This is a genomic window from Streptococcus sp. HMSC077D04, from assembly GCF_001808785.1.
GTDB classification, from domain to species: domain Bacteria; phylum Bacillota; class Bacilli; order Lactobacillales; family Streptococcaceae; genus Streptococcus; species Streptococcus mitis_BX.
Window position 1 is genome coordinate 538,984 of the sequence record NZ_KV794547.1, and the last position, 17,134, is coordinate 556,117.

Sequence of the window (17,134 nt, forward strand, 5' to 3'; positions counted from 1 at the left end):
AGCTTCCTAGTTTGCTCTTTGATTTTCATTGACTATAAAATAGTTTTAATTCTTTTTTTCAAATCCGGCACCACTTCTGACTCAAACCAAGGATTTTTGGCCATCCAGATTTGATTTCTAGGTGAGGGGTGTACCAGTGGAAAATAGGTTGGCAAGTAGTTCTGGTAGTGTTTTACCCGTTCTGTCACCTTGCCACTGACTTTCTCCTGTAAATAGTAGGCCTGGGCATATTGCCCAATCAAGAGGGTCAATTGAATATCTGGTAATTCTTGCAAGAGCTGTGGATGCCATTTTTCAGCAAAGCCAGTTCTCGGTGGTAAATCACCTGACTTGCCATGCCCTGGAAAGTAGAAATCCATAGGCAGAACAGCAAAATATCCTGAATTGTAAAAGGTATCTTCATCCACACCTAGCCAGTCGCGCAAGCGGTCACCACTCTTATCTTTCCAGTAAAGGCCTGCTTCTTGGGTTTTAAGACCAGGCGCTTGACCGATGATATTGATGCGAGCAGTCTTTGGCGCTGCAAAGAGAGGCTCGATGCCACGCTTTGTATAGGTAGCATTCTGCGGATCCGCCATAATGGCTTGCTTGATTCTTTCGATTTGAGACATCTACTTTCCCTCCAAAAAGAAGTCTAAGCATACAATCTCAGACTTCTATCGTTTTATTTGATCAATTCATAAATAGCTTCGGCATAGATTGCTGCAGCTCGGAAGAGATCGTCCAAGGCGATAAATTCATTGGCTTGGTGCATGGTGTCAATTGAGTCTGGGAACATGGCACCGTAGGCAACTCCGCGTTCGAGCAAACGACCAAAGGTTCCACCACCGATAACTTGCTCGTGACCTTTAAGGCCAGTTTGTTTTTCATAGACATTCAACAAGGTTTGCACAAGTGGATCTTCCATTGGCACATAGTGAGGGGTATGCCCGTGCTCAGAAAGGCTAACAGAAGCAACTGACAAGTTTTCAAGGATTGACTTGATTTGCTCTGGACTTGTTCCTTTTGGATAGCGGATATTAAGGGCAATGGTATTATCAGCGCTTGTTTCATCAAAGCGGAAGACGCCGGCATTCATAGAAAGGGCACCCATCTTTTCATCCACATGGGCAATCTTGAGATTTTCCCCCTCGTGGTCGTTCAAGAGAATCTTACCAGCGATGTCAAGGTAGTCTTTGGCTGGACCAGCAAAGTCAAACTGGCTGAGGAAGAGAGCTAGGTAGGTTGCACCATTGACACCTGAAGCAGGCATAGCACCGTGGGCTGATTTACCAATGATCGTCACCTTGTATTGGCCGTTTTCTTCTTGGAGTTCTCCTCTAAGTTTGTGTTCTGCAACAAAAGCATCTAGTTTAGCTTGCAAGTCAGTCAAATCTCCTGAAACAACCGCTGTTGCTGATTCAGGCACCATATTTTCACGCAAACCACCTGTGAAACTATGAAGACGGGCTGCACCTGTATTTTCTCCTGCAAAGTGGAGGTATTCTGTGATGTTTCCTTTTCACCATTGATGATAGGGAACTCAGCGTCTGGAGAGAAACCAAAGTCTGGTTTGGCAAGACCTACGTGCTCAAAGTAGTAGTCCATGTCCGCCCAGCCTGATTCTTCATCAGTTCCAACGATGAAGCGAACTTTTTTAGAAGTTGGAAGGCCCAATTCTTTGATGATTTTCAAACCATAGTAACAAGCTGTTGTAGGCCCCTTGTCGTCCGAAGCCCCACGCGCATAAAGACGACCGTCTTTGATAGTCGGTGTATAAGGATCTGTATCCCAACCGCTACCAGCAGGAACCACATCCATATGGGCAAAGATTCCGAGAACTTCTTCTCCATCACCAAACTCAAAATGTCCTGCATAGTTATCGACATTCTTAGTTGGATAGCCATCACGATCTGCTATTTCAAGGAATTTTTCCAAGGCCTTTACTGGACCAGGCCCAAATGGATGTTCAGCATCAACCTTGCTGTCATCACGTTCTGAGTTGATTTCCAAAAGGCTAAACAAGTCAGCCAAGAGGTCTTCTTTGCGTTTTTCTACTTCTGCTGTAAAATCAATTGTTGTCATTTCTTTCTTCTTTCTATCTTTTCTCAATGATTTCATCTACTGGCAAGCGGTAGCTTGGTTCCAATTTTTCGTCTGTATAACCCACTGTAATCAAGAGTTCTGGGCGGAAGCGGTCTTCGATTTCCAAAACTTCGTTGACTTTTGATTTGTCAAAACCAAGAATCAGATTTGATCCGATTCCCTGATCTGTAAGAGCCAAAACCAAGTTCATAGCAACCAAACCTGCATTGAGGGCTAGGTAGTCGCTGACTTGTTGTTCATTGTAACGGGCAAATTCCGCAGGTAAATTCTTCATGAAATATTGAAGTTGTTCTTCAGAAAAGTTATTAGCACCACCAACTCGGGCAATCTTACGAGCACGTTTAGACAAATCTGTGTCTGTAAACAAGGCAATAGTTACAGGCGCTGATGATACCTGTTCAAAGTTTGAACCGTAAGCCAATTTTGCCAGTTCGGTATTTTTCTCACGTACTACCACAAATTTCCAAGGTTGGCTGTTGTGGGCACTTGGTGCCAAGGTTGCAATTTCGATAGCCGTACGCACATCTTTTGGATCAACTGGCTTATCAGTGAAATGCTTAGTCGCATGACGTTTTTTATTTAATTCAAGAAATTTCATAATCGATTTCCTTTTCTAATTCTACTACTTCCATTCTACCATATTTTGAAAGAGCTTGCAGAGATTTTTCATAGAAAGAAATTGGAACAAGGATAAGCAACCGAATGAAGAAAACCATTTAAAACAGGAATCCCCTCATCCAGTTCCAATTAATTTTCAGTTACTTAAAGAAACTAGTCTATCTTATATTCTGACTTTATAGCCTCCAAGAAATCCTTCACATCCTCTACATACCCATGCTTTTCTATTAAGCTTGCTAATAGTTCCAGATTGTGCCCCTGATAGTTATCGTCACGACGCAGTTCTTCATACATTTCGATAAAGGGAAGCCCCTTGGACTTGGCCAATTCCAACTCCGCTTCATAATCATAAGCGACTTTACGAAATAGGATATTTACCAATTCCCCATCTTCAACTTCTATCACGGCATACTGGGCACGGTGATTTTTTAACGCCTCCCAATTAAAATAGGGCATGCCAATCGACCCTGGATTGATGATTTGTTGCCCTTGACTGCCGTAACGAAGCAACTGCTTGTGGACATGACCATAGACTGCCACGTCCGTTTCCTCATCTAGCAGTTGGTCAAATTTTTCTGTATCATTCCCAACCAGTAGATCCCCACCATAGTTTTTGTCAGGTAAATTATGAGAGATAGAAAAGCGCAGCCCCTCAACTTCTTTCTTTTCCAGCAAAGGCAAGCTTCGTAGCCAGACAATCGTTGCAGGATCCATTCGCTCCATCAAAAACTGAGTCATTCGCATTGACTGGATTTCTTGTGGATCTTCCAAACCGTATTCACCATCCAAGGCCTCAAGGACACAATCATCCCAATTGCCTCGAACACTGGCTGTGATAGGAAGGTCCTTTAGCAGGGCTACCAAGTCACTTGCACCTGGACCGGGAAGAAAAATATCTCCCAGAAGCCAGTATTCACTGACTCCTTGATTTTTAGCATCTGCAATCACTGCTTCTAAAGCTGTCGTATTTCCATGAATATCTGATAAAATTGCGATTTTATAATTCATTGTGTTCTCCTTCTGTTTGATAATCTACTTGTTCTTCCGCAACTTGAGCTAAGGCTTCTGCTTCCTGCGGGTTCAACTTCCTCTGCACAGCCTCTGCTACTGCTCTTGGTACTCCAACTTCGACAATCTCATCCACACTGGCTTCCTTGATTTTGGTCAGAGACTTGAAATGCTTCATAAGATTTTGCTTGCGTTTAGGTCCCAGCCCTTCAATTCCATCCAATTGTGATGAAAAGGAGTTCTTAGAGCGCAGTTGGCGATGGAAAGTGATAGCAAAGCGGTGCACCTCATCTTGGATGCGTTGGAGAAGGAAAAATTCCTGAGAATTGCGAGACAACTCCACCACCTCAAGCGGATCTCCAAAGAGCAATTCATGAGTTTGGTGCTTATCATTCTTTTGCAGCCCAGCAATTGGAATATCCAAGCCTAGTTCATCTTGGATGACTTGTTTAGCAATATTGACTTGACCTTGTCCCCCATCAATCACAATCAAATCTGGCGGCGTCAAACCCTCACGTTGAACTCGACCATAGCGTCTACGGATAACCTCACGCATACTAGCATAGTCGTCTGGTCCAACCACAGTCTTGATTTTGTACTTACGATAATCTTTTTTACTTGGTTTGCCGTTGACAAAGACCACCATAGCCGAAACAGGGCTAGTCCCCATGATGTTGGAGTTATCGAAGGACTCGATACGGACTGGGGTCGGGATTTGGAGCAAACTTCCTAGATTTTCAATAGCTCCTTGGGTCTTTTCGACTGATTTCTCTAGCAGATTGAACTTCTGTTCCAGACTAACACGAGCATTCTTTATAGCCAAATTGACCAGTTGCTTTTTCTCTCCACGCTGGGGTTTGACAATCTTGGTGTCTACCAAAGCCTTGACAGCTTCTTCGTCAATATCCTGCGGAATCAGCACCTCATTGGGAACTAGATGAGATTTTTCTTGATAGAATTGTCCTACATAGGTTAGAAAGTCCTCATCCGGATCATTGTAATAGGGAAAGAGATTGACATCCCGCTCAATGAGTTTTCCCTGACGGACAAAGAAAACCTGGACACACATCCAGCCCTTGTCCACATAGTAGCCAAAGACATCCCGATTTTGGAGATCCTTGGCCATAACCCGTTGCTTGGTTCGAAGCGTTCCAATGGCCTGAATTAGGTCACGGTATTCCGCCGCACGTTCAAATTCCATAGTCTGAGCTGCCGCTGCCATTTTTCCCTTTAGGTCATCAATGATTTTGTTATCCTGCCCTTTCAGAAAATCAGAAACCTCCTGAGCCATGGACTTGAAATAAGCCTCATCTTTATTACATATGGTGTGGGCCATACACTGGCCGATATGGTAATAAAAGCAAACCTTAGACGGTGGATTGGTACACTTGCGAAAAGGGAAAATCCGATCCAACAACCGCTTGATTTCATTGGCTGCTCCCACATCTGGATAAGGTCCAAAGTAGAGACCTCCGTCCTTTTTGACCTGTCGGGTGATAATCAAGCGAGGATAGCGCTCATTGGTGATTTTGATGAAAGGATAGGACTTATCATCCTTGAGCATGATATTGTACTTGGGCTTGTTTTCCTTGATCAGGTTGATTTCTAGGAGAAGTGCCTCAATATTAGACTCAGTAACGATAAATTCAAAATCTACAATTTCAGACACCAAGGCCTCTGTTTTGGTATCATGACTTCCACGGAAATAAGACCTCACGCGATTACGCAGATTTTTAGCCTTTCCTACATAGATAATGGTACCGTTTTTATCCTTGTGAATGTAGCAACCAGGGCTGGTCGGCAAGAGTTCTAGTTTTGATTTAATCAAGTTATTCATAGTTCCATTATAGCAAAAAAGTAGGGAAAGATTGTTCCCTACTCACTAGTCTCATATATTTTTCGAAGGTTTGCAACATCCACTTCCTGGATACCATAAAAGGAACCCGCAGGTTGCATGACAGACTTTTCATCTGTATGGTCCAAGCCAATCGCATGACCCAACTCATGTTCTGCCGTATGGACAATGCGCTCATAGGAATAGCCATAGTTAGGATTGGACAGATAATAGTGATTCAACCGTACCGTGACAGACAAGAATTGCCCCGTCAAGAGATTGGTCTGACTTTCTGCCTCTCCTGCCACAGGAGTACCTCCGTCATTCATCTCCGTAGCCAAGATATCTGCCTTGCTGGCCTCAGTCACGATTTCAAAATTAAAAGCACCCGTTTGATTCCAATTCTGAATCGCTTCTACATAAGCTTCTTGAAAGCGTGAATCCATCTGCGGATCTAGGTAAATACGAGCAGAAGCCTGCGGCCACCTTCCTTCAGAGTGTTGGTGGCTATCTGTCTGGTTCAACTTAGGCAGTTGCCCTGTTTTTTCCCATTGGTCGATACTTTGTTGACCAATTTTTACTGACCGCTCTGCTTGCTTTAGCGCTCCTTGAAAATCCCCGTTCAGATACCAGAGAAGACCGAAAGCAAGAGCACATAAGAGCACGACTATCCAAACCAGGCGCCAAAACAAACGCCACACAAAAGAAAAGAAAGCCCCTATCAAACGAAAAATCCAGCGCATGTCCCTCCACCTTTCTAGCAAATGAAGACTATTTTACTAAAACAAGCTGAAAGAAAGCTAAATTATGACAATCTCTCTTCTAATTTGAAATCGATTGGCAGGGTTGCTAGAAACCGTTCCAATTGTTTTTCCCAGTAATACCATTCGTGAGTTCCAGCGCTATGGCTATAGGTCACATCAAAACCTAATTTTTTGAGATTTTTCACTGCCAGATTATTGGCTTCATACAAGAAATCCTGCTCGCCGCACCAAGCCCAAAGCTGGGTCTTTTTGTCCGATTTTTTAGCCAAACTTTCAAGAGAATAGGGGCTAGCTGTCCAATCTTTAATCTCCCCAAACACACCTCTCCAATACGCTGGTGTTCCCAGATCTTGACTCTCAGGAGAAAAATCTTGAAAGCTAAGCGCACCTGAAAAACTAGCTGCATGAGAAAAACGATTTGTAGCAAGAGCTAATTTAAAACAGCCGTAGCCACCCATAGAGAGACCAGCGATAAAGGTCTTTTCACGCTTGCTAGTCATGTTAGGGAAGAAGCGTTTCAAAACCTCTGGCAATTCCTCTGCTAGAGCTGTGTAATAGTCAAAACCATACTGAGTATCGGTATACCAACCGTTGCTGGTATTAGGCATGACGACGATAAGATTGGTTCCACGAAGCAAGCGTTCTACATTGGTCCGCTTGAGCCAACTATTATGATTGCCAGACATCCCGTGCAAAAGGTACAAGACGGGAATATCTTCACACTCTGGTTCTTCCACTCGATTGGCATCAGGATAGAGGACATTCACTCCCCACTCCATATCCAAAACTTGTGAGTAATACTCGATTTTCATTACTGCCATAATTTTTTCCTCTATTTTTCTATAAGAAAAAGCCGAAACTCGACTTTCTCTCTGTTTATTTCAACAATTATTTCGCTTCCATGACTACTGGTAAAATAGCTGGACGACGCTTAGTTTGATCAAAGAGATACTTGGTCAGATTATCACGAACCTTACCTTTAAGATCTGCCCAGTCAAAGTCATCTCCTTGAAGATAGTCTTCTACCGTCTGATTAATCAATTCTGAACTTTCACGGAGAATATCGCGACTCTTCTTCAGATAAACAAATCCGCGCGTATGAACACGAGCCTTGGCCACAATTTTCTTCTCACGACGGTTAACGGTGATTGCGACGATGAAAATTCCATCTTCTGACAAGACCTTACGGTCACGAAGAACCACATTTCCAACATCACCAATGGCATTCCCGTCAATCAAGACATCCCCTGCCGAAACCGCTCCAGCTGGGACAAAGTCCCCATTCTCATAAGCCATGCTGGTTCCCTTTTTAGGAATGAAAATGCGTTCTGGCAACATCCCAACTGCCATAGCAGCCTTAGCATGAGCATCTAACTCACGGTATTCCCCTTGAATCGGGAAGAGATACTTGGGTTGCAAGAGGTTGATCATCAACTGCAAATCACGCGCATTTCCGTGACCTGACACGCGCAAGCTTTGGGTGATCAGTTTGACAACCCCACCAGCTTGGTAAATCATATTTTCCACACGCGCCATGACTGCTTCTTTGGCGATAGACGGAGTGGTTACGATATAGACCAGGTCACCGTCCTTGATTTCCACATAACGGTGGCGACCAATCGACATCTTGCGAAGACCGTTGATAGGCTCACCCATACGACCTGTCTCAAGGATAATCAACTCATGGTCTTCAAAGCGAGACATATCTTTTGGCTTAATCAAAAGACTCTCGTTAGCTAGAGACAATTTCTTCAGTCGAATAGCCGTGCGGACGATATTTTCAATATCAAATCCTGTCAAGACCACACGGCGGCCTGTTGCATCCGCAGCGTCAAACACCTGCTGGATACGAGAGAGGTTGCTGGCTACTGCTGCGACGATAATACGTCCATCCCAATCAGAAATGGTTTGAGTGATTTCATCCCCAACTTCACTTTCACTAGCCACTTGGATATTACTATCTGCATTGGCTGAATCGCTAAGAAGAGCCAGAACTCCATCACGACCGATTTCTGCCAAACGAGCGAAGTCTGTCGCATAGGATTCACTAGCCGTCTGGTCAAATTTGAAGTCACCTGTATAAACGATGCTCCCTTCAGCTGTCTTCAAGATAACACCCAGACTTTCTGGAATCGAGTGGGTCGTACGGAAGAAGGACACCACAGTCCCTCCAAAATCAATCTCCGTATCCTCATCAATGACATGGAAATCATTAAATTTCTTAACTGTATCATTTCCTTTAACAAAAAGTTTGGCCAACTCAATGGTCAACTCAGAGCCAAATACAGGTACCTTGGCTTCCGCCAAGAGATAAGGAAGAGCACCAATGGCATCCGCATGGCCGTGGGTCAAGAAGACCCCAGCGATACGATCGCTATTTTCAAAAAGGTAGTCCATGTTTGGAATGACCACATCTACCCCTAGTTGTTCATTTTCAGGGTATTTTAGACCTGCATCCAAAACGAAAATAGATCCATCGATTTCAGCGATATACATATTTTTCCCGTTTTCACGTACACCACCAAGTGTTGTTAAACTGATATTACTCATTTTGCCTCCGAAAGCTTAATTTATCTTGATTATAGGGTTGCTTACCCTCTTATTCTAAAAGCACTACTTTTAGCCGAATCTTTTCCTACCATTATACCATTTTTTTAATGATTTTCAAAATGAAGATTTATTTTCAAAAAAGAGCTGGTTTCCCAACTCTTTCCTATCGTCTACTCTTTTTCCATTAAAAAGTCATAAATTTCTTGCACGGTACCCAGCGCCATCATTTCTTGGTCTTTGACGGTTTGTTTGAGATTTTGGTAAATCTGACTTTCTCCGATTTCCCGCTTTGGCGCCTCTTTATTGACTGTCATGACACCATCTTTGATTGTCACAAAACCTAGTTCTTCAAACACTTGAATCATCTTGACCAGCAAGATTTGCTGAATATTGAGATAAGCAGCCAAATCCTTGAGCTTATAGCGAATATCAAACTCTGGGAACTGGTAGATAGTCTTGTACAATTTAGCAAACTGCTCTCTAGTTCCATAACCTGTCAGATAGTAGGCCTTGTCAATGTCATTTTTGAAATAGACAGCAGAGAAATTCTGTTCCTGAAAAATGGTCTTCAAAAGAGTAATATCCTCAGGAATAGTTTTTACGACAACCGCTTCGCTAGTCGCTATATCTGGCAGTTCTCCAGCAAAATCCAAGACTGGAACTCCTTCTGGCAAGACTGCATTTTTCCCACGAATGTTAAAGAGTTGAACACCCTCCACACGCGCATCCACCATCATCAACTGCAGGGCAGTTTGGCCATTCCATTGGTTGACAGACAATCTAACTGCCAACTCTAGATTCTTGGTTTGGGCAAACTCTGTTGCCCATCTGCCTTGACCGAAGGCTATCACTTCAAAACTCGCCTCACCCTTAGAAATTTTCAGCTTGAGATGGGCATTGCCTGCACCCATAGTACGGGCACTTTCGACCTGAAAATCCTTGATATAGAAGACAGGTTTCTGATTATCCATGCCAAAAGGTGCCAAGCGCTCAAAGTTCTTGACTGTTTCAAGACTCAAAGTCTCCAAATCCAGCTCTTCATCTAAGTTTAACTTGTTCTTGCCAGCAGCATCTGCGCCTTTTTCACGAACATAATCTTCCAAGACCTGAGATAAATCTGAGAGTTTCTCAACTTCCAGCGTCATGCCCGCCGCACCAGCATGACCACCAAATGCGATAAAGAGGTCTCGATGAGGATCCAGAGCCTCAAAAATATCAACCGCTTCCACACTACGAGCACTACCCTTGGCACGACCGTCCTCTATATTAAGAACGATGACTGTCTGCCCCAACTCTTCCAGCAAGCGCCCAGCAACGATACCCAGAACTCCAGGATTCCAACCTTCCTTGGCCAAGACTTGAACCTTCTTCTCAGGATCCACCATGGTCTTGGCTTCTTCATAGATAGACTGAACGATTTCCTTGCGCTCTTCATTTTTCTGATGAATCATGAAGGCAATCTCATGTACTTCCTCATCATCAAATCCAGTCAACAAATCAATGGCAGGATTGGGATCATCCAAGCGACCCAAGGCATTCAAACGAGGGGCAATCTGGAAACCAACCGTTTCTTCTGTTACTTCGTTAGCAGCAATCCCAGCCATGTCCAGCATTTCTTGCAGACCAATTCGTTGAGTATGCCCCAACATTTCCAGACCATATTGAACTAGAATACGGTTCTCATCTGTCAAACTGACCATATCTGCAATGGTACCAATAGCAACCAAATCAAGCAATTCAACTTGCACTTCTTCTAAAAGGGCACAAGCCAACTTGAAAGCTACTCCGCAACCAGCCAAATATTTGAAAGGATAGTCCGCATCTGGATGTTCAGGGTGGATGATAGCGTAAGCATCTGGCAAGGTTTCAGGCATAGAATGGTGGTCAGTCACAATAACATCTACTCCCATAGACTGGGCCAATGCAATCGCCTCGTGACCAGCAACCCCATTGTCCACTGTCACAATCAAGGAAATTCCTTCTTGCTCGATAAAATATTTGTAAACACTGGCATTAGGTCCATAGCCATCAGTAAAACGATTTGGCAAATAAACACGGCACTCAGCACCAAGCTGTTCCAAACTTTCCTTCACAATCGAAGCCGAAGTCATGCCATCCGCATCGTAGTCACCATAGATGAGAATATTTTCCCCTTCTTCAATGGCCTGACGAATCCGTTCTACTGCCTTGTCCATATCATGGAGCAGATAAGGGTCGTGCAAGTCCTCCAAAGAAGGTTCTAAAAACTTCTTCAGACTTTCTTGGTCCTGAATTCCTCTTTCAAATAATAACCGAGCCACCTCAGGACCCAGTCCAGCCTTCTTGGCTATCTTTGTAAAATCCGCATCTTCAACCTGCGGGGCAAACTGCCATTCATAAGTAGGTGTTATCAAAAAGACATCCACTCTTTCTAAGAATTCTATTGCTTCATTATAACATGATTTAGGCTTTTTCTCTATCCAGATTGCTTTTTTATAAAATTTTAGTGAATTTTTCAGATATGATTTGACAAGGCCATTCTTTTGGTGTAGAATCGTGTTATAAAATCTAACACAAAGGAGATTCCTTATGGCTTTAGTAGAATTTGAACACGTCGAAAAATATTACGGAGACTACCACGCACTCCGCGACATCAATCTCCGTTTTGAAAAAGGGCAAGTCGTTGTCCTACTCGGACCATCTGGTTCTGGAAAATCCACTCTTATCCGCACCATCAATGGTTTGGAGGCTGTCGACAAGGGAAGTCTTCTAGTAAATGGTCACCAAGTTGCTGGTGCCAGTCAGAAAGATTTGGTTCCTCTCCGCAAGGAAGTCGGCATGGTTTTCCAGCATTTCAACCTCTATCCGCATAAAACAGTGTTAGAAAACGTAACACTAGCACCCATAAAAGTTCTAGGAATTGATAAAAAAGAAGCTGAAAAAACAGCCCAAAAATATCTGGAATTTGTTAATATGTGGGACAAGAAAGATTCTTATCCAGCCATGCTTTCTGGTGGACAAAAACAACGGATTGCCATCGCACGTGGCCTCGCTATGCATCCTGAACTCCTCCTCTTTGATGAACCAACATCTGCTCTTGACCCTGAAACTATCGGCGATGTTTTGGCAGTTATGCAAAAATTAGCCCACGATGGTATGAATATGATTGTCGTGACCCATGAAATGGGCTTTGCCCGTGAAGTTGCCGACCGCATCATTTTTATGGCTGACGGAGAAGTTTTGGTGGATACGACAGATGTTGATGACTTTTTCGACAATCCAAGCGAACCCCGTGCCCAACAATTCCTCAGCAAAATCATCAACCACGAAAGTGACAAAGTCAAATAAGGAGGCGCCTATGAAAAAGAAATTCTTTTTATCCGCATTATTGATTAGCCTTTTCGGCCTTGCTGCTGCAAAACCAGTTCAGGCCGACACCAGTGTCGCAGATATTCAAAAGAGAGGCGAACTAGTTGTCGGTGTCAAACAAGACGTTCCCAACTTTGGCTATAAGGATCCCAAGACAGGGACCTATTCTGGTATCGAAACCGACTTGGCCAAAATGGTAGCAGATGAGCTCAAGGTCAAAGTTCGCTATGTGCCTGTTACCGCTCAAACCCGTGGACCCCTCCTAGACAATGAACAGGTCGATATGGATATCGCAACCTTCACCATCACAGACGAACGCAAAAAACTCTACAACTTTACCAGCCCTTACTACACAGATGCTTCTGGATTTTTGGTCAATAAATCTGCCAAAATCAAAAAGATTGAGGACCTAAACGGCAAAACCATCGGAGTTGCCCAAGGTTCCATCACCCAACGCCTGATTACTGAACTGGGTAAAAAGAAAGGTCTGAAGTTTAAATTCGTCGAACTTGGTTCCTACCCAGAATTGATTACTTCCCTGCATGCTCACCGTATCGATGCCTTTTCCGTTGACCGCTCGATTCTGTCTGGCTACATCAGCAAGCGCACAGTGCTATTAGATGATAGTTTCAAACCATCTGACTACGGTATCGTTACCAAGAAATCAAATACCGAGCTAAACAATTATCTTGATAACTTGGTTACTAAATGGAGCAAGGATGGTAGTTTGCAGAAACTCTATGACCGATACAAGCTCAAACCATCTAGCCATACCGCAGATTAAGGAGGACACCCTATGACAGATTTATCATCTTGGACAGCCTATTTTCAGGATTTTGGACAATTTTTCAATGGCTTCCTCTTTACTCTTGCCCTAGCAATCGGATCTTTTATCCTCGCCATGGTTTTGGGTATCTTCTTCGGAGCTATGTCGACCAGTAAACGTCCAATTTTGAGAATTTTGGCTCGTATCTTTGTCGAATTTTACCAAAATACTCCCCTCTTGGTGCAGTTTGTTATCGTTTTTTATGGCCTACCTCTTATCAGTGACCATATCATCATGATTCCGATTTATTGGACAGCTGTTCTCTGCGTCGGACTTTATCACGGCGCCTATATCGCTGAGGTGATTCGCTCAGGGATTCAGTCTATTCCTAGTGGTCAGATGGAGGCCGCCTTGTCGCAAGGTTTTACCTATATCAGTGCCATGCGCTTGATTATCTTGCCTCAGGCCTTCCGTATTATTCTCCCTCCTTTGACCAACCAAATCGTCAACCTCATCAAAAATACCTCCACCGTCGCTATCATCTCTGGAGTGGACTTGATGTTTGTGACCAAGTCTTGGTCGGCACTTAACGGAAACTACATTCCAGCCTTTCTAGGCGCTGCCCTTCTCTACTTTTCTCTATGCTTCCCTGTTGCCCAGTTTGGTCGCAAGATGGAGCAAGCCAACAAAAAAGCCTATTCACTTTAGGAGGTTACTATGGAATCCATTTTAGAAGTTTTGACCCCAGATAACCTAGTCTTTATCTTTAAAGGATTTGGCTTGACCCTCTACATTTCTCTGATTGCCATCGTCCTCTCTACCCTCATCGGTACGGTGCTAGCTGTCATGAGAAATGGGAAAAATCCTATCTTACGTATCATCTCCAGCATTTACATCGAGTTTGTGCGTAACGTTCCCAACCTTCTCTGGATTTTTACTATCTTTTTGGTGTTCAAAATGAAATCCACTCCAGCAGGAATCACTGCCTTCACCCTCTTTACATCAGCAGCCCTAGCTGAGATTATCCGAGGCGGTCTCAATGCCGTAGACAAGGGGCAGTACGAAGCAGGAATGTCACAAGGATTTACATCAACCCAAATCCTTTACCACATCATTCTCCCACAAGCCATTCGCAAAATGTTGCCAGCCATCATTTCTCAGTTTGTAACCGTGATTAAGGATACCAGTCTTCTCTACTCTGTCATCGCCCTACAAGAACTATTTGGAGCTAGCCAAATTCTCATGGGCCGTTATTTCGAACCTGAGCAGGTCTTCAGTCTTTATATCCTGATTGCCTTGATTTACTTTATCTTTAACTTTGCCATCTCCAGCCTGTCTCATAAGCTAGCAAAACGTTGGCAACAAGCTGCAGAATAAAAAAGAAATGTGAACTCAAAACAAGGGTTCACATTTTTTTCTATAAATGAAAAAGAGCAACCTAATACTATGCAAACGTTTTACTTTTTGGTAAAATGACTTTAAAACCATAAAGCAAGGAGAAAAATCATGATACACGAACTTTGCAAAGAATTCTCTCAACTGGAACAAGTAGAAGCTATCGCTCTTGGTGGCTCTCGTGCAGGACAAAACTATGATCAAAATTCTGACTATGACGTTTATGTCTACCTCAACTCTTCTATTGATGAGGCGACTCGCCTCAAAATTTTGAGTAAATACTGCTCCTATATGGAAATTGGAAACCAGTTTTGGGAGTTAGAGGACGACTGTGTACTAAACAACGGTATCGAAATCGAGTTGATTTATCGTTCGATGGAGTCGTTTGAACAGGAATTGAACTCAACCGTTTTTCAACACAAAGCTCAAAATGCTTATACAACTTGCATGTGGCATAATCTACTCCACAGCAAGATTCTATACGATCCAAATGGACACTACGCTTATCTCCAAAAGACTTACCAGATTCCCTATCCACAGGAACTCAAAAAGCATATCATCGAAAGGCAACTCCTTTTGCTAGAACAAGCCATGCCTGCCTTCTCTCACCAAATAGAAAAAGCTATCAAACGCCAAGATCTTCTCAGTATGAATCATCGTACGAGTGAGTTTTTTGCTTCCTACTTTGACTTGTTATTTGCGCTCAATGAGCAAACCCATCCTGGTGAAAAACGGATGCTGGAGTATGCAAAGGCCCATTGTACTCTCCTCCCTAAGCAATTTGAAGAAACTATTCGCAAGTATTTCCAACTACTCTATCAACCACAACAAGGAGAACAAGCGATCGTAACCTTGCAAACTATCCTGAAGGAACTAAAAGCCATTTTGCCATAGACCAAAAAGAAAATGTGAACCTCTATTGTTGTTCACATTTTTATTTGTCGTTGACTGTAAAATTCTAGTCTACTCATATTCAGTTGCCTATTTTTGACTCTCTCTGAAAATCTGCAACTAGGTTAGAAATTGTTCAATTGATTGACAAGCAATCATGAAGCCGTTCCAAAAACCGCACTCACAATCACTTACCCTGATCTTTCATTACTAGTGACACTTTTTGCCTTAGGGTTACTACAAGATTTTTTAGAGATTCTAACAAGAATTACAATATGAATTTTACATATTACCATAGAACACCTCTATAAGAGAAAATCAGAGCTAAAATCAACAAAACATAGAGGGTGATAAAAAGCCATCTCATCTTCACACATAGAGCAATATATTCTCTGATAAAGGCCGATGGGATATAGTAGGCGGCTGTACGGCAACCAAGACCATCTCCCTTCATCCCAATACGGCGAGCATAGGTACTGGTACGAAAAACATGGTAATCATTGGTCACAAAGAGAAAACGTGGACTGGTCACCAGCCTCTCTCCCATTTCTTTTGAGAAGAGAAGATTCTCATAGGTTGTCGTTGAGTCTTCCTCTAGGAGAATTGCTTCTCTCGGAACATCCGTCTCTTCCAACAAATAATTACAAATTGCCTGAGCTTCAGAAATCTTCTCATCTCCTCCTTGACCACCGCTAGCTATGATTTTGATACGAGGATTCTTAGACTTGTGGTAAGCTTCTACTGCCTTATCAATTCTCCTCTTTAGCAAAGGTGTTACCTTTTCTCCGTCTAACAAACCTGCACCATGAATGATGATAAAATCATAATGCTTCTTCTTAGGAATAAAGAGATACAAGATAGAGTACAGCATAAAACCCACAAAAGCAAAACCAAAAATAAAGTAAGAATAAGCAATAAATGCAAATAAAATGTTTAGAAAGTGATTGGTGTAAAATAATTCATTTCTATCGCCCAATCGAAATGACATCAAAGCAAAAAATAGCAAAATGACTATTCCAAGGAGCATTGAGAGATAATTAGCCTTTGAACGCCCCTCTCGCTTCAGCAGGATAAGGCCATTATAGATTAAAAAGATGCCACCTAGAAAAATCAGTATCGGAAGTAAAATAAAGGAAAATATAAAAAAAGCGAAATGAATCTTCTCATACCCATTTTGATAAAAAAGGTAGCCTAGATAAAAATAACTGGAAATGAGGGATAATAAGAATAATACTGGATTCCACAAACTTCTATTATCCTTCCAAAATGACACTATAAAGGCTAATACAATTCCTATAACGAGATACATTTCTTCCTCCTTTAATGATTCTATTTTATCACAATTTTACATAGAGAAAAAGAGGGCATCTATCCCTCTTAATCCTTCATCTGACTCTCTGCATCGGCCACGACCTGTTCTAGACTGGTCTGACCAAGTTCAGCCTCCATAGCCAGTTGGATTCTCTCCAATTTTTGATCCAAAACATCATGAATATGGGCTCCAACTGGACAATTTGGATTTGGATTGTCATGAAAACTGAAGAGTTGACCAGTCTTACCAAGACACTCAACAGCCTGATAAACATCTAATAGACTAATGTCTTTGAGATCCTTGACAATCTCTGTCCCACCTGTTCCACGCGCTACTGAAATCAGCTCTGCCTTCTTCAACTGGGACAAGGTTTTTCTGATAATGACAGGATTGACTCCGACACTAGCAGCCAGAAAATCACTGGTCACCTTGCTTTCCTTCCCCTTGAGGGCAATGATTATCAGCATATGAGTCGCAATGGTAAATCTACTTGGAATTTGCATCCTCTTCTCCTTTTTACGAGGCTACCCTGCCTCTACTCTTCTTTTTCTTTTATTATACCC

15 protein-coding genes and 1 pseudogene are annotated in these 17,134 nt (G+C 42.7%); 5 read left to right on the forward strand and 11 right to left on the reverse strand.

Features of this window, described 5'->3' with window-relative positions; all coding sequences use genetic code 11:
- Window positions 1-32: 32 nt before the first annotated feature.
- The 9 genes and pseudogenes from HMPREF2701_RS09710 to recJ form a co-directional block, all read right to left on the reverse strand.
- The gene (locus HMPREF2701_RS09710) at window positions 33-611 is read right to left on the reverse strand and encodes a uracil-DNA glycosylase family protein (RefSeq protein WP_049546969.1); all 579 of its coding nucleotides are present in this window, start codon (window positions 609-611) and stop codon (window positions 33-35) included.
- 53 nt (window positions 612-664) lie between these two features.
- A pseudogene (pepV, locus tag HMPREF2701_RS09715) lies at window positions 665-2,100 on the reverse strand (dipeptidase PepV).
- Entirely contained in the window at window positions 2,078-2,683 is a 606-nt protein-coding gene (locus HMPREF2701_RS09720; RefSeq protein ID WP_070482884.1) for a nitroreductase family protein, read from the reverse strand. The pseudogene pepV and the gene HMPREF2701_RS09720 overlap by 23 nt, the downstream one beginning before the upstream one ends.
- A 173-nt stretch (window positions 2,684-2,856) precedes the next feature.
- Window positions 2,857-3,711 carry a metallophosphoesterase family protein gene (locus HMPREF2701_RS09725; RefSeq protein WP_070482887.1) on the reverse strand — a complete coding sequence of 285 codons (855 nt, stop codon included), beginning with the start codon at window positions 3,709-3,711 and terminating at the stop codon, window positions 2,857-2,859.
- Complete coding sequence (uvrC, locus tag HMPREF2701_RS09730) at window positions 3,701-5,548, reverse strand: excinuclease ABC subunit UvrC (protein WP_070482891.1); 1,848 nt, start codon at window positions 5,546-5,548, stop codon at window positions 3,701-3,703. Before uvrC ends, HMPREF2701_RS09725 begins: the two co-directional genes overlap by 11 nt.
- A gap of 38 nt (window positions 5,549-5,586) precedes the next feature.
- Window positions 5,587-6,288 (reverse strand): M57 family metalloprotease, encoded by a 702-nt coding sequence (locus HMPREF2701_RS09735; protein WP_070482894.1) that lies wholly within the window; start codon window positions 6,286-6,288, stop codon window positions 5,587-5,589.
- A gap of 62 nt (window positions 6,289-6,350) precedes the next feature.
- The gene (locus HMPREF2701_RS09740; RefSeq protein ID WP_061589896.1) at window positions 6,351-7,130 is read right to left on the reverse strand and encodes an alpha/beta hydrolase; all 780 of its coding nucleotides are present in this window, start codon (window positions 7,128-7,130) and stop codon (window positions 6,351-6,353) included.
- Window positions 7,131-7,197: 67 nt separating this feature from the next.
- Window positions 7,198-8,859 carry a ribonuclease J gene (locus tag HMPREF2701_RS09745; RefSeq protein WP_061589897.1) on the reverse strand — a complete coding sequence of 554 codons (1,662 nt, stop codon included), beginning with the start codon at window positions 8,857-8,859 and terminating at the stop codon, window positions 7,198-7,200.
- A 170-nt stretch (window positions 8,860-9,029) separates the two neighbouring features.
- A complete protein-coding gene (recJ, locus tag HMPREF2701_RS09750) occupies window positions 9,030-11,252 on the reverse strand; it encodes a single-stranded-DNA-specific exonuclease RecJ (protein WP_070482928.1) in 2,223 nt (740 codons plus the stop codon).
- A 175-nt stretch (window positions 11,253-11,427) separates the two neighbouring features.
- On the opposite strand from recJ, the gene HMPREF2701_RS09755 reads away from it, so the two are divergent.
- The 5 genes from HMPREF2701_RS09755 to HMPREF2701_RS09775 all read left to right on the forward strand — a co-directional run bounded on the left by HMPREF2701_RS09755 (window position 11,428) and on the right by HMPREF2701_RS09775 (window position 15,262).
- Window positions 11,428-12,186 carry an amino acid ABC transporter ATP-binding protein gene (locus tag HMPREF2701_RS09755; RefSeq protein ID WP_001229569.1) on the forward strand — a complete coding sequence of 253 codons (759 nt, stop codon included), beginning with the start codon at window positions 11,428-11,430 and terminating at the stop codon, window positions 12,184-12,186.
- Window positions 12,187-12,196: 10 nt separating this feature from the next.
- Window positions 12,197-12,991 (forward strand): transporter substrate-binding domain-containing protein, encoded by a 795-nt coding sequence (locus HMPREF2701_RS09760; RefSeq protein WP_080978017.1) that lies wholly within the window; start codon window positions 12,197-12,199, stop codon window positions 12,989-12,991.
- 12 nt (window positions 12,992-13,003) lie between these two features.
- On the forward strand, window positions 13,004-13,681 hold the full coding sequence (locus HMPREF2701_RS09765; protein WP_000131137.1) for an amino acid ABC transporter permease: 678 nt from the start codon (window positions 13,004-13,006) through the stop codon (window positions 13,679-13,681).
- 9 nt (window positions 13,682-13,690) lie between these two features.
- Window positions 13,691-14,350, forward strand: a complete 660-nt coding sequence (locus tag HMPREF2701_RS09770; protein ID WP_061589899.1) for an amino acid ABC transporter permease — start codon at window positions 13,691-13,693, stop codon at window positions 14,348-14,350.
- Between the two features lie 129 nt (window positions 14,351-14,479).
- Window positions 14,480-15,262, forward strand: coding sequence for a DUF4037 domain-containing protein (locus HMPREF2701_RS09775; protein WP_061589900.1), 783 nt, complete (start codon window positions 14,480-14,482; stop codon window positions 15,260-15,262).
- Window positions 15,263-15,548: 286 nt separating this feature from the next.
- Here the strand turns inward: HMPREF2701_RS09775 and HMPREF2701_RS09780 are convergent, their stop codons facing one another.
- Both HMPREF2701_RS09780 and HMPREF2701_RS09785 read right to left on the reverse strand, forming a co-directional pair.
- Window positions 15,549-16,568 carry a YdcF family protein gene (locus HMPREF2701_RS09780; protein WP_061589901.1) on the reverse strand — a complete coding sequence of 340 codons (1,020 nt, stop codon included), beginning with the start codon at window positions 16,566-16,568 and terminating at the stop codon, window positions 15,549-15,551.
- Window positions 16,569-16,636: 68 nt separating this feature from the next.
- Window positions 16,637-17,074: an Rrf2 family transcriptional regulator gene (locus HMPREF2701_RS09785; RefSeq protein WP_001166795.1), complete on the reverse strand. Its 438-nt coding sequence runs from the start codon at window positions 17,072-17,074 to the stop codon at window positions 16,637-16,639.
- Window positions 17,075-17,134 lie beyond the last annotated feature (60 nt).